This is a genomic window from Modestobacter sp. VKM Ac-2986 (assembly GCF_026967795.1).
Lineage (GTDB): Bacteria > Actinomycetota > Actinomycetes > Mycobacteriales > Geodermatophilaceae > Modestobacter.
Map to the genome: position 1 here is coordinate 292,747 of NZ_JAPVBH010000004.1, position 12,873 is coordinate 305,619.

At 75.9% G+C, this 12,873-nt stretch carries 11 protein-coding genes; 4 read left to right on the plus strand and 7 right to left on the minus strand.

Features of this window, described 5'->3' with window-relative positions; all coding sequences use genetic code 11:
- Positions 1–22 precede the first annotated feature (22 nt).
- The 6 genes from O2W14_RS12540 to O2W14_RS12565 form a co-directional block, all read right to left on the minus strand.
- The gene (locus O2W14_RS12540) at positions 23–3,229 is read right to left on the minus strand and encodes an ATP-dependent helicase (RefSeq protein WP_269176428.1); all 3,207 of its coding nucleotides are present in this window, start codon (positions 3,227–3,229) and stop codon (positions 23–25) included.
- Positions 3,230–3,300: 71 nt separating this feature from the next.
- Entirely contained in the window at positions 3,301–3,621 is a 321-nt protein-coding gene (locus O2W14_RS12545) for an MGMT family protein (RefSeq protein WP_269176429.1), read from the minus strand.
- Entirely contained in the window at positions 3,618–4,205 is a 588-nt protein-coding gene (locus tag O2W14_RS12550; RefSeq protein ID WP_269176430.1) for a TIGR03086 family metal-binding protein, read from the minus strand. The genes O2W14_RS12545 and O2W14_RS12550 overlap by 4 nt, the downstream gene beginning before the upstream one ends.
- A 116-nt stretch (positions 4,206–4,321) precedes the next feature.
- Positions 4,322–5,482, minus strand: coding sequence for an adenylyltransferase/sulfurtransferase MoeZ (gene moeZ / locus O2W14_RS12555; RefSeq protein WP_269176431.1), 1,161 nt, complete (start codon positions 5,480–5,482; stop codon positions 4,322–4,324).
- A 154-nt stretch (positions 5,483–5,636) separates the two neighbouring features.
- Positions 5,637–6,653 (minus strand): DUF3152 domain-containing protein, encoded by a 1,017-nt coding sequence (locus O2W14_RS12560; RefSeq protein ID WP_269176432.1) that lies wholly within the window; start codon positions 6,651–6,653, stop codon positions 5,637–5,639.
- 63 nt (positions 6,654–6,716) lie between these two features.
- Positions 6,717–7,763: an alpha/beta fold hydrolase gene (locus O2W14_RS12565; RefSeq protein WP_269176433.1), complete on the minus strand. Its 1,047-nt coding sequence runs from the start codon at positions 7,761–7,763 to the stop codon at positions 6,717–6,719.
- 73 nt (positions 7,764–7,836) lie between these two features.
- Here O2W14_RS12565 and O2W14_RS12570 point away from each other — a divergent pair, with 73 nt between their 5' ends.
- Both O2W14_RS12570 and O2W14_RS12575 read left to right on the plus strand, forming a co-directional pair.
- Positions 7,837–8,481 (plus strand): TetR/AcrR family transcriptional regulator, encoded by a 645-nt coding sequence (locus O2W14_RS12570; RefSeq protein WP_269176434.1) that lies wholly within the window; start codon positions 7,837–7,839, stop codon positions 8,479–8,481.
- A gap of 108 nt (positions 8,482–8,589) precedes the next feature.
- The gene (locus O2W14_RS12575) at positions 8,590–8,811 is read left to right on the plus strand and encodes a DUF3107 domain-containing protein (protein WP_237495903.1); all 222 of its coding nucleotides are present in this window, start codon (positions 8,590–8,592) and stop codon (positions 8,809–8,811) included.
- A gap of 113 nt (positions 8,812–8,924) precedes the next feature.
- Here O2W14_RS12575 and O2W14_RS12580 read toward each other — a convergent pair whose 3' ends face one another.
- Positions 8,925–9,587 carry a ferritin-like fold-containing protein gene (locus tag O2W14_RS12580; protein WP_269176435.1) on the minus strand — a complete coding sequence of 221 codons (663 nt, stop codon included), beginning with the start codon at positions 9,585–9,587 and terminating at the stop codon, positions 8,925–8,927.
- 480 nt (positions 9,588–10,067) lie between these two features.
- On the opposite strand from O2W14_RS12580, the gene O2W14_RS12585 reads away from it, so the two are divergent.
- Entirely contained in the window at positions 10,068–11,693 is a 1,626-nt protein-coding gene (locus O2W14_RS12585; RefSeq protein WP_269176436.1) for a DEAD/DEAH box helicase, read from the plus strand.
- The gene (locus tag O2W14_RS12590; RefSeq protein WP_269176437.1) at positions 11,693–12,838 is read left to right on the plus strand and encodes an outer membrane protein assembly factor BamB family protein; all 1,146 of its coding nucleotides are present in this window, start codon (positions 11,693–11,695) and stop codon (positions 12,836–12,838) included. Before O2W14_RS12585 ends, O2W14_RS12590 begins: the two co-directional genes overlap by 1 nt.
- Positions 12,839–12,873: the final 35 nt, after the last annotated feature.

The following is a 12,873-nucleotide window of genomic DNA, read 5'->3' on the forward strand; positions in this document are numbered from 1 at the left end:
CTGGGCGACCTCGCGGGCCCGGTCACCTGGTCACCTGCCGGCCGGACTCCTGCATCGGGCAGCTGCGGCGGAAGGAGCAGCGCTCGCAGTCGGTGTCGGTGCGGGCGGCGAACTCCGCGCCGCCCATCCCCTCGCCGACGGTGGCGATCAGCTCGCCCGCCCAGGTCTCGCGGGCATCGACGTCGGCGGGCAGCGGGGCCTGCGCGTGCTCCTTGGCCGCCTTCTGCGAGCCGCCGACCTGCAGCAGCGAGGCGCCACCGGTGGTGTTGCCGTGGTCGGCGAAGGCACCCTCGGCGACGGCGACCTGGTACGCGGCCAGCTGCCCGTGCTCCTCGACGTCCCGCGGCGCGGTCTTGCCGGTCTTGAGGTCGACCACCACCAGCCGTCCGTCGCCGTCGCGCTCCAGCCGGTCGACCTGGCCGCGCAGCCGGGCCCGGCCGACGGTGACGTCGAAGTCCTCCTCGGCGGCGACCAGCTCGCGGTCGCCCCGGGCGTGCCAGGCGAGGAACTTGGTCAGCATCTCCTGCGCGCGGTCGCGCTGGCGCTGGTCGAACCAGCCCGGCCCCAGGTCGAGCCCGTCGAGCTCGACGTCGAGGACGGCGGGGGCGTCGGCGGGCGCCAGGCCCTCGGCGACCTGCTGGGCCACGTCGTGCACCGCCGAGCCGACCGTGCGGGTGGCCTCGGGGGCGGCCTCCGCACCGACCGCGCCGAGCACCCACCGCAGCGGGCAGCGCTGGAACGTGTCGATCGCCGACGGGCGCACCGGCACGACCTCGGCCGGGTCGACCAGCGGCGCGTCGTCGGACAGCGGCGCCAGCCCCCACCAGCTCGACGGGGCGGCGCCGGGCACCCGCTCCTCCCCCAGCCGGCGCAGCACCGCGGCGGCACTGGACCGGCGGGCCGGGTCGGTGTGCGGGTCGGTGAGGTGGCGGCGCAGCTCGGCCACCAGCGCGGGCAGGGTCAGCTGCCGGGGCAGCGGGGTGTGCGGCCGGATGCCGTCGGCGTCGGCCGGCGGCGGGGCGATGAGGTCGAGGAAACGGGAGGCGGTCGCGCCCGCGTCGCCGCCCTCCAGCGAGCCGTCGACGGCGGTGACCAGCATCCGCCGTCGGGCGCGGGTGCAGGCGACGTAGAACAGCCGCCGCTCCTCGGCCAGCGCCAGCGTGCGGTGGTCGAGGGTGGCCGGGTCGGTGCCGTTGGCCGCGTCGACCAGGTCCTCGGCGCCCAGCAGGCTGGCCCGGCTGCGCAGGTCGGGCCAGACGCCCTCCTGCACCCCGGCGACGCAGACCAGGTCCCACTCCAGGCCCTTGGCCGCGTGCGCGGTCAGCAGCCGGACGGTCTGCTCGCCCTGGCCGCGGGCCGCGCCGCTGTCCCCGGGCAGCTCCTGGGCCGAGAGGTGCTCGACGAAGGCGGCCACCGTGGCGTGCGGGAGCCGGTCGACGAAGCCGGCCGCAGCGTCGAACAGCGAGACGACGGCGTCGAGGTCGCGGTCGGCGACGGCGCCGGTGGACCCGCCGGCCGCGCTGGCCCGCGCCCAGCGGTTGGCCAGGCCGCTGGCCTGCCACATCGCCCAGAGCACGTCCTCGGCGCTGCCGTCGGCCAGCAGCGACAGCCGGCCGGCGGTGAGCACCCGGGCCACCCGCAGCGCCGGGCGGGCCAGGTGCTCCGGCAGCGCGTCGAGCAGCGTGGCGTCGTCGAGCACCGCGGCCAGCGGGGCGCCGCGGACCGCGGAGTCCTCACCGCGCACGGCCATCGCCCGCCGCACCGCCCGGCGCAGCCGCCGCAGGTCCAGCACGGTGGCCCCGCCCAGCGGGGAGGCCAGCAGCGCCTCCGCCCCCGCCTCGTCCAGCCCGGCTTCGGCCGGGTGGTCGGCGGCGAAGCCGTCCTCGACCGGGACGGCGGCACCGGTTCGCGGCAGCAGCGCCGACAGCGCGGCCAGCAGCGGCTGGACGGCGGGCTGCCCGGCCAGGGCGACGTCGTCGGCGGAGACCGCGACCGGCACCCCGGCCTGGGTCAGCGCGCGCCGGACCGGGGCCAGCGAGGCCGACGCCGACCGGACCACGACCGCCATCTCCGACCACGGGACGCCGTCGAGCAGGTGGGCGCGGCGCATCGTGTCGGCGAGGAAGGCGGCCTCCATCGACGGGGAGTCGAAGACGTGCACCTCGGCCGAGCCGGGGTCGGTGCCCGCACCCGGTTCCAGCCGGCGGTGCTCCCACGGGCCGGGCAGCCCCTCGGCGACCCGGCGGCTGACCGCCAGCAGCTCGGCCCCCGAGCGGCGGCAGACCCCGAGGGAGAGCCGGCCGGCCGGACGGCCGTCGCGGTGCCGGAAGCGGGTGGGGAAGTCGATGATCCCGCGAGGCTCGGCACCCCGGAAGGCGTAGATCGCCTGGTCGGGGTCGCCGACGACGACCAGGTCGCCGCCCCCGCCGGCCAGCAGCTCGACCAGCTCGACCTGCGCCGGGTCGGTGTCCTGGTACTCGTCGACGAACAGCCAGCTGGCCCGCTCGCGCTCCACGCGCAGCAGCTCCGGGTCGGCGCGCAGCTCGTCGATCGCGGTGCGCACCAGCTCAGCCGGGTCGTAGCCCGAGGCACCGCCGCGGGCGATGGTCGTGAAGTACGAGACGTCCTGGTACTGGCGCAGGAAGTCCGCAGCGGCCTCCCAGTGCGGCAGCCCGCGCTCACGGCCCCAGGCGGCGAGGCGGTCGCTGTCGATGCCGCGCTCTGTGGCGCGCAGCAGCAGGTCGCGCAGCTCCTCGCGGAAGCCGGGCATCGCCAGCGCCTCGGCCAGCTCGGCCGGCCAGCGGACCACGCCCTCGGCGTCGGCGTCCCCGCGGAGCAGGTCGGCCACGACGGCGTCCTGCTCGGCCGAGGTGAGCAGCCGGGGCGCGGGCTCACCGCGCAGCACGGCGGCCCGGCGCAGCACGCCGAAGGCGTAGGAGTGGAAGGTGCGGGCGACCGGCTCGCGGATCGTGCGGCCGACCCGGGCGGTGATCCGGGTGCGCAGCTCGGCGGCGGCCTTGCGGCTGAAGGTGAGCACCAGCAGCTTCTCGGGGTCGATGCCGGCGTCGATCCGTGCCGCGACCGCCTCGACGATGGTCGTGGTCTTGCCGGTGCCGGGCCCGGCGAGCACCAGCAGCGGCCCGCCGCGGTGGTCGACGACGGCCTGCTGGGTCGGGTCGAGCCGCGGTCGCACGACCGGCGCGACCTCCGGCTGCACCAACCGGTACACCGGCGCCTGCTCCGCCGTCCCTGCTCCCCCACGCACGGGTCGATGAGACCACGCGGGGCCGACAGTTCCGCTCAGTCGGGCCAGCCGACCGCGGCCAGGTCGACCCGCTGTCCCCGCAGCGGCACGCCCTCACCGGCCAGCAGCTCCAGCTGCCGCACGCGCACCGGCTCGGCCGCCGTCCCGTCGGCCCGCACCACCCGGTGCCAGGGCACGGCGCCGCCGCCGACGGACAGCGCGCGGGCGACCCGGCGCGGCCCCACCCCGACCAGCCGGCCGATCGCGCCGTAGGTGCTCACCCGGCCCGGTGGGATCGCCTCGACCACGTCGTAGACGGCCTCGTCGACGTCGGCGGCGTCGCGTCCCGCCGTCGGGGGCCCGGGCGCGCCGTTCACCCCCGGCGGCCGAACCGGGCGAGCAGCCGGGTCTGCAGGTCCGCGCCCTGGGGCACGTCGACCGGGGGCGCGAAGACGCCGGGGACGCCGTCCTCACCGAGGTTGCGCTCGGCGTACCGGAAGGCGGCGGCCACCAGCTCCGGGTCGAGCTGGGTGTCGCGGCCGAGGGCCTGCGCGAGGTCCCACGCGTGCACGGTCAGGTCCGCGGTCATCTCCGCCAGGTACTCCGTGGCCTCGGCCGGGCCGGAGGACAGCTGCACGGTGCGGTCCAGCGCGCCGGGCTGGGCCCAGGCGGTGAGCGCGGCGTCCGCGGCCGCCTCCCAGGAGCCCAGCGGGTCGCCGGCCAGCAGCTCCTCGGTGTCGGTGGGGATGCGCGCGGCGGCATCCTCCAGCGGCTCACCGGCCAGCAGCGGCGGCACCCACAGCTGCTCGCCGGTCAGGTGGGCGACCAGGTCGGCGACGCTCCACTCCGGCAGCGCCAGGAGGTCCCACTCGGCCGCCTCGACCGCGTCCACCCGGTCGGTGAACTGTGCCTGCGCCCGCTGGTAGCTCATCAACAGGTCAGTCCGGGAGGGCTCGGGCATGCGCCCAGTAGACAGCAGAGGCCCCCGCTCCGGAACGGAGCGGGGGCCTCTGTGCGGCCCCCTCGCAGGGTCCCGGCCCGCGCGGAGCGGGGGTCGGGGGGCGAGGGGGTCCTTCCTCAGTAGGTGGGGAGCGCCTTGTCGATGCGCGTGGCCCACGCGGTGACGCCGCCCTGCACGTGCACGGCGTCCTTGAACCCGGCGGCCTTGACCGCGGCCAGCGCCTCGGCCGAGCGCACACCGGTCTTGCAGTGCAGCACGATCGGGCGGTCGTTGGGCAGCTGCGCCAGTGCCCGGCCGGAGAGGATCTCGTCCTTGGGGATGAGCTTCGCGCCCGGGATCGAGACGATCTCGTACTCGTTGGGCTCGCGGACGTCGATCAGCTCGAAGTCCTTGCCGGCGTCCATCATGTCCTTGAGCTCGTCGACGGTGATCGTGGAGCCCGCGGCGGCCTGCTGGGCCTCCTCGGACACGACACCGCAGAACGCCTCGTAGTCGATGAGACCGGTGATCGGCTCACCCTCGGGGTCCTTGCGGACCTTGATCTCGCGGAAGGTCATCTCGAGGGCGTCGTAGACCATCAGCCGGCCCAGCAGCGTCTCGCCGATGCCGGTGATCAGCTTGATCGCCTCGGTGGCCTGGATGGCGCCGACGGTCGCGCAGAGCACGCCCAGGACACCTCCTTCGGCGCAAGAGGGGACCATGCCGGGCGGCGGCGGGACCGGGTAGAGATCGCGGTAGTTCGGCCCGTGCTCGTTCCAGAAGACCGACACCTGGCCGTCGAACCGGTAGATCGAGCCCCACACGTACGGCTTGTTCAGCAGCACGGCGGCGTCGTTGACCAGGTAGCGGGTGGCGAAGTTGTCGGTGCCGTCCACGATCAGGTCGTACTCGCGGAAGATGTCCAGCACGTTCTCGCTGTCGAGCCGGGTCTCGTGCAGCCGGACGTCGACGTTGGGGTTGATCTCCTTGATCGAGTCCCGCGCGCTCTCGGCCTTGGACCGGCCCACGTCGGACTGGCCGTGGATGATCTGGCGCTGCAGGTTGGACTCGTCGACGGTGTCGAACTCGACGATGCCCAGGGTGCCCACACCGGCCGCGGCCAGGTACATGAGCACGGGCGAACCGAGTCCGCCGGCGCCGACGGCGAGCACCTTGGCGTTCTTCAGGCGCTTCTGCCCGTCCATCCCGACGTCGGGGATGATCAGGTGACGGCTGTAACGGCGGACCTCGTCGATCGACAGGTCCGCGGCGGGCTCCACCAGGGGTGGCAACTGCACGGCGCGCTCCTCACAGTGCTGCGGTGACAGGGCTGACCGGCTCCAAAGGCCGGGGTCCTGGACTGCGCAACAGCGTGACACGTGGCCGTGATTCCCCGAGCGTCGACGGTCAACGACGAACGGCCCACCGACGTCCTCGATCCGCTGGGCGCGGTCAGCCCTGCGGGTACGGCCAGGCGTTCTTCGCGCACCCCTGCAGCCCGAGGGTCTGCTGCTGCATCACCGGCGCGAGCTGGCCAGGACCGGGGCACCGCTCGTGGCCGTTGCCCAGCGCGTGCCCGACCTCGTGGTTGACCACGTACTGCCGGTAGGTGGCGATGTCGCCGTCGTAGTCCGGGACGGCGGTCTCCCACCGGGCCAGGTTGATGACCGCCCGCTCGCCGTACCGGCAGGACGTGTAACCGCCGGTGCCCACGCCCGGGCAGTAGACCTCCATGCTGCCGGGGCTGACCAGGCTGACCCGGAAGTCGTAGTCGCCGGACGCCGCCTCGGCGGCACCGACCCGCTGGACGGACAGCCGCCCACCCGCGCCCCACGACCGGGGGTCGCCCAGCGTGGCGGTGACCGCCTCGGCGAACTGACCGCCGTCGACGCCGATGCCGTCCTCGACCTCCACGACGAAGCGCTGCAGCGGGCCGGTGCCGTAGACCGTCGAGCTGCCGTCGACGACGCTGACCGTGCCGGCGCCCTGCTCGACGTAGGTGGCCGGCGCCGGGGGCGGCAGCGCGGACGGCGACCCCTCCCCCTCCGCGTCGGGCACCGGGGCCTCGGCGCTGGTCCCGGGTACGGCCGACGGCGCCACCTCCACGGCCGTGGGGGCGGCCGCCGGTGCTGCGGCGCCGGGGTCCCCACCGCGGGTGCCGACCACGTCGACCAGGGCGATGACCGTGGCCACGACCAGGAACGGGAGGGCGTAGGCGCGCCAGCCGTGACGGCGGACGAAGCGGCGCAGCCGGCTCCCGGCGGGCCCGCGGCGCACCGGGGCGGGCGCCGGACGGACGGGGTCGCGGCGGGCGACGAGCGGCCCGCGCAGCGCCGGGTCGTCCCGGCGGGGACGGCGGTCGGCAGGCGACGGGGCCCACGGGTGCTGGCCGGCACCGTCGGCCGGACGGCGACCGGGCCCGGGCTGCTGCCCGGTTCCCCGGTCGGCGCGCGGCCCGGAGCTGGTCACGGCCGCAAGGCTCTCACGGGTGACCGCCCGCGCGGCAGACCCGCGGTGGAGCCTGCCCTGCGCTCAGGCCTGCCCGGCGGCCGAGCGGACGGCACCCTCCGGTGCCCGGCGCGCGGCGACGTCCTCGGCGAGCGCCAGGACCGCCCGCGCGGTGGGCTCGGGGGCCTCCAGCATCGCCAGGTGCCCGACGCCGGCCTGCACCTGCAGCCGTGAGTCGGGCAGGACGCCGGCCAGCCGCGGGGCCAGCCGGGGGTCGACCAGCCGGTCGCGGTCGCCCCAGACGACCAGGGTGGGCGCCTGCACCGACGCCGCCGTCCGCCACGCGTTGGCCCGGCCCACGCGCAGGTAGGAGGTCATCAGCCCGCGCAGGCTGCGGGTCAGCGCCTGCCCGGACCAGGGCTGGGCGTCCCGGCGGCGGGTCTCCTCGACCGCCTCGGCGATGCGCTCGGGCGGCACCCGGCTGGGGTCGCCGAAGCACGTCTGCAGCAGCCCCCGGACACGCTGCTCGGGGCTGATCGTGGCCAGCCGGCGCGAAGCCAGCGCCGGGATGCCGGGCAGCAGGACCAGCGCCACCGCCCGGTCCAGCGCGGCCGGCACCCGGTAGACCGGCATCGCCGCGGAGATGAGGGTGAGGGTGGCGACCAGGTCGGGACGGCGGGCGGCCACGAGGACGGTCACCAGGCCGCCGAGGGAGTTGCCCGCCAGGTGGACCGGCTCGCCCTGGCCGGGTCCGGGGCGGGCGACGATCCACTCGAGGACGTCGACGACGGCCTGCACGTGCCCCTGCACCGAGTAGCGGCGCGGCGGTGCGGACTGGCCGAAGCCGGGCAGGTCCAGCGCCCAGCCGTCGAAGCGGACGGCGAGCAGGCCGGCGAAGTCGGTCCAGTTGGTGGCCGCGCCGCCCAGTCCGTGCACGTACAGCGCCCGCTCGCGGGGGGCGTCGGCCGGCGGGGCGTCGTCCGGCGTCCCCTCGGCCGGGACGGGGCCGCACCACGGCGTGTGCCGGACGAAGACCTCGCCGTCGGTGACCGGCACCATCGCGCCGGGCCAGGGCGGGAGGTGGCCGCCGGGCCGGGGCAGCGGGACGTCGGAGAGCCGGGCGTCGGTCACCCCGCCGACGGTAGAACACCTGACCGCCGCGCGGCCTCGGGACCGACGGCCCGCCGGTAGCATCTCGCTCGCCATGCAGCCGAGCCCCGACGTGACCGCACCACCGGCTCCGCGCCGCGCCACCCGCCTCCCGCGGGACGCCCGGCGGCTGCAGCTGCTGCGTGCGGCGCAGGACGTCTTCGTCGCCCAGGGCTTCCACGCCGCGGCGATGGACGACATCGCCGACCGCGCCGGGGTGAGCAAGCCGGTCCTCTACCAGCACTTCCCCGGCAAGCGCGAGCTGTACCTGGCGCTGCTGGAGCAGCAGGTCGACGAGCTCACCGAGCGGGTGCGCCAGGCGATGGCCGCGACCGAGGACAACCGGGCCCGGGTCGACGCCGCGGTGGGCGCCTACTTCGACTTCATCGACGCCGACGGCGAGGCGTTCCGGCTGGTCTTCGAGTCCGACCTGCGCAACGACGCGGAGGTGCGCCGGATCGCCGACCGTGGCTCCCGCGCCTGCACCGAGGCGATCGCGGAGGTCATCGCCGAGGACACCGGCACCGACCGGGAGCGGGCGCTGCTGCTGTCCGCGGGGCTGACCGGGCTGGCCGAGACCAGCGCCCGGTGGTGGCTGGCCGGCAAGGGCACGGTGTCCCGCGACGAGGCGGTGTCGCTGATGTCGGCGCTGGCCTGGCGGGGCATCTCCGGCTTCCCTCGCCGCGACGACGCCGACTGACCGGTCGGCCGTTCGCTGTCGGCGCATCCACCGGACCGGCTGCCCGTGACGGGCTGGACTAGCGTGGGGAACCAGCAGTCCGACCAGAGGAGGCATCCAGCAGTGGAAGTGAAGATCGGTGTCCAACACTCCCCGCGCGAGCTGGTCATCGACAGCCCCAAGACGCCGGACGAGATCGCGGCAGAGGTGTCCGCGGCGATGACCGCCAAGGACGGCCTGCTCACGCTGGTCGACGAGCGCGGCCGCCGGGTCGTCGTCCCGACCGACCGGATCGCCTACGTGGAGATCGCCGAGGCGGACTCCCGCCGGGTCGGCTTCATCGCCGGCTGACAGAGGCTCCGGTGCTCCCCACGGCGCGCTCCGCGCACCGCGGGCCCCTGCACCGGAGCCTCACGCAGCACGGGGCGTCACCGACCAGGTGACGCCCCGTGCTGCGTCCCGGCTCAGGACAGGAGGCCGAGCGCGTCCATCCGCACCATGTGCGCCCGGGTGATCCGCTGCAGCAGCGCGCCCACCCCCGTGAGGTCGCCGGTGCCGGAGATGATCAGGTCGGCGAGGTCGTCGTGCTCGGCCATCACCGCCTGGGACTGGGTGAGGGCCTCCCCCACCAGCCGGCGGGCCCACAGCGCCAGCCGCCCGCTCACCGTCGGGTCGGCGGCGATCGCGGCCCGCACCTCCCGGAGGGCGAAGTCGGCGTGCCCGCTGTCGGCGAGCACCTCCTCGACCAGCGCCCGGTCGGGTCCGGGGAGGAAGACCGCGACCTCGCGGTAGAAGTCGGTGGCCAGGCCGTCGCCGACGTAGGCCTTGACCAGCCCCTCCAGCCAGGTGCTGGCGCGGGTGCCGTCGTGGAAGGCGTCGAGCGCGGCCACGAACGGCGTCATCGCCGCGACGACGTCCACGCCCAGCTCGTCCAGCCGCGCCGCCAGCCGCTGGTGGTGGGTGATCTCGGCGGCGGCCATCCGGGCCAGCGCCGCGCGCCCGTGCAGGGTCGGGGCCAGCCGGGCGTCCTCGGCGAGCCGGTCGAAGGCGGTCAGCTCGGCGTAGGCGAGCACGCCCAGCAGCTCCACGACGGCCCGCTGCCCGGGGTGCACCTCGTCGTCGGCCATGCGCTCCCCCTCGTCGTGCGCCCGGGTCCCGCCCGGCCGTCCACACCGCGTTCCCGGAGGTCAGCAGCGGTCCCAGGCTACGATGGGTCGTGCAGGCCCCCGGGCCCGCACCCGTACGTGCAACCCCCTGTGCGCTGATGACCGCTGGATCCCATCTCGAGACCGGCCCGACGAGGGCCGTCTCCCGGGCAGTCCGCACCTGACGCCCGGTCTGCTGGCCGCGTCGGCGCTTGGATCGAACATCCCGGAACCGACCCCGGGACCGGCGAGCGCCGCCGGGCAACGCCTGCTCCCAGGCACCGCCGAGCGCTCCTGGTCCCCCACCAGACCGAGGCGAGAGAACTGACCTCCACCGAGAACGCACCCGTCGACAACACCCCGGCCACCGAGCTGCCGGCACCCGAGCTGGAGCACGCCGAGACCGGCGCCCCCGCCCCCGAGGAGCTCGTCGAGCAGGTCGGTGAGCTCGGCGGCGCCCCCGTGGCCCCCGACAGCCCGCTGTTCAGCGACTTCGACGTCCACCCCGACATCGTGGCTGCCCTGGCCGAGGTCGGGATTACCCGGACCTTCGCCATCCAGGAGCTCACCCTCCCGCTGGCGCTGGCCGGCAACGACCTCATCGGTCAGGCCCGCACCGGCACCGGTAAGACCCTGGGCTTCGGCATCCCGATGCTGCAGCGCGTGGTGCCCCCGGCCGAGGGCGGCGACGGCGTCCCGCAGGCGCTGGTCGTCGTCCCCACCCGCGAGCTGTGCGTCCAGGTCTCCCGCGACCTCGGCGCCGCCGGCGCCAAGCGCGGCATCCGGGTGCAGGCCATCTACGGTGGCCGCGCCTTCGAGCCGCAGATCGCCTCCCTGCAGGCCGGCGTCGAGGTCGTCGTCGGCACCCCCGGCCGGCTGCTGGACCTGGCCCAGCGCGGCGACCTGATCCTGGGCAAGGTCCGCGTCCTGGTCCTCGACGAGGCCGACGAGATGCTGGACCTGGGCTTCCTGCCCGACATCGAGCGCGTGCTGACGATGGTCCCGGACAAGCGGCAGACGATGCTGTTCTCCGCCACGATGCCCGGCCCGATCGTCACGCTGTCCCGGTCGTTCATGACCCAGCCCACCCACATCCGGGCGCACGGCAACGACGAGGGCTCGACGGTCCCGCAGACCACGCAGTTCATCTACCGGGCGCACAACCTGGACAAGCCCGAGCTGCTGTCGCGGGTGCTGCAGTCCCGCGACCGCGGTCTGGTGATGGTCTTCTGCCGCACCAAGCGCACCGCGCAGAAGGTCGCCGACGACCTGGTCGAGCGCGGTTTCGCCGCCGCGGCCGTGCACGGCGACCTCGGCCAGGGCGCCCGTGAGCAGGCGCTGCGCGCCTTCCGCGCCGGCAAGGTCGACGTCCTGGTCGCCACCGACGTCGCCGCCCGCGGCATCGACGTCACCGGCGTCAGCCACGTCGTGAACTACCAGTGCCCCGAGGACGAGAAGACCTACGTGCACCGGATCGGCCGCACCGGCCGCGCGGGGAGCACCGGCGTCGCCGTCACCCTCGTCGACTGGGACGACATCCCGCGCTGGCAGCTGATCAACAAGGCGCTGGACCTGCCCTTCGCCGACCCGCCGGAGACCTACTCGACCTCGCCGTGGGTCTACACCGACCTCGACGTGCCGACGACGGCGACCGGCCGGCTCCCCCGCGCCCAGCGCACCCGCGAGGGCCTGGGTGCCGAGACCCTCGAGGACCTCGGCGAGACCGGCAAGCGGCAGAAGACCGCCGGCCGCCCCTCCGGTGACCACTCCGGCCCGGGCCGCGACAGCGGCCCCGGCAGCCGGGACGGCGCCCTCGGCGAGGAGGAGACCGCTCCCGGCCCGCGCAAGAGCCGTCCGCGCCAGCGCACCCGCGGCAGCGGCGCCGCTGCCGCCGGTGCCGCCGCGGCGGCCGAGCCCGGCACCGCGACGGCCGGCGGCGACGCCCCCTCGGGCGCCGCTCCGGCGACCTCCGGCGAGGCCGCGACTGCTGAGGGCTCGGGTCGTCCCCGGCGCCGTCGTCGCGGCGGTCGTGGCGGCAAGGGCGGCAGCACCGGCGCCAGCACCGGCGGCGAGCAGCCCACCGCTTGATGGACGGCGCCCGGACGCGGCGGATCCCGCCGCTGCGGATCTGGGTCTGGACGGCGGTCACCCTCGTGGTGGCCGCCGTCGCCGTGCTGCTGTGGCGCACCTCGGACGTCGCGGCGACGTCGAGCACCACCGCCGCTGCCGCGCCCGACGTCCCGGCGTCGGCGCCGGCCGCCGCGCTGACGACGGCCTGGTCGACGGCGGTCACCCCGCCGGCCGACCGGGTGGTGCAGAGCGGCCGGGTGCTGGTCACCGACGAGCACGGGCTGGCCATGGTCGACCCGGCCACCGGCCAGGAGGCCTGGCACTACCGCCGCGCCGACGCCACCCTGTGCGATGCCACCGCCGTCGACGGCAACGTGGTCGCGGTGTTCCGCGGCACCGGGCGCTGCGACGAGGCGGTGGGCCTGGTCGCCGACACCGGCGTGCGCGACTGGTACCGCAACGTGCCGTTCGGCCCGGAGCTCGAGCTGACCAGCACCGGGCGGATCGTGCTGGCCAGCAGCTCCACCGGCCTGGACACCCTCGACCCGACCGGCACCACCCTGCGCTGGCACCACGACCCGGCCGCGGACTGCCAGGTCGTGGGCTCGACGGTCGGCACCGTCGGGGTCACGGTGCTGCAGCGCTGCGGCGGCTCGCTGCAGGTGCGGCTGCTCGACGGCTTCAGCGGCGAGGTGGTCTGGACCCGGGACGTCGACACCGGCGCCGACACCGCGCGGATCGCCGGCGCCGACCAGCTCGTCACCGTCGTCCTCGGCGACCGGGTGCTGGTGCTCTCCCCCGCCGACGGCACCACGCTGACCCAGCTGCAGCTGCCGGCCGGCAGCGACCCCCTCGGCGAGCCGCTGCTGCAGACCGGCACGAGCGACGTCGCCCTGCTGTGGGCCCGCGGCACCCTGTACGCCCTCGACCGCACCAGCGGCCAGCCCCGCTGGCAGGTGCCGGCCCTCGGGCTGCCCGCCGTCTCCACGGACGAGACCACGCTCACCGTCGCCGAGGACGGCGCGGTCGTGCAGCGCTCGGCCCGCGACGGCACCGAGCGCGCCCGCTCCCAGGTCGGGTCCGTGCCGGCCGGTGGCCGCACCTCGCTCGTGGGACCGGTCGTCGTCCAGGCGACGGCCGGCGAGGTCCACGCCCTGCGCTGAAGAAGGACCACCCTTCCCCCCACGCCTCGCAGGCT

Coding starts and splice junctions, on each gene's coding strand:
- O2W14_RS12590 (WP_269176437.1), top strand. CDS start 11,693: ATGGACGGCGCCCGGACGCGGCGGATCCCGCCGCTGCGGATCTGGGTC.
- O2W14_RS12580 (WP_269176435.1), bottom strand. CDS start 9,587: ATGGCCGACGACGAGGTGCACCCCGGGCAGCGGGCCGTCGTGGAGCTG.
- O2W14_RS12550 (WP_269176430.1), bottom strand. CDS start 4,205: ATGCCCGAGCCCTCCCGGACTGACCTGTTGATGAGCTACCAGCGGGCG.
- O2W14_RS12570 (WP_269176434.1), top strand. CDS start 7,837: ATGCAGCCGAGCCCCGACGTGACCGCACCACCGGCTCCGCGCCGCGCC.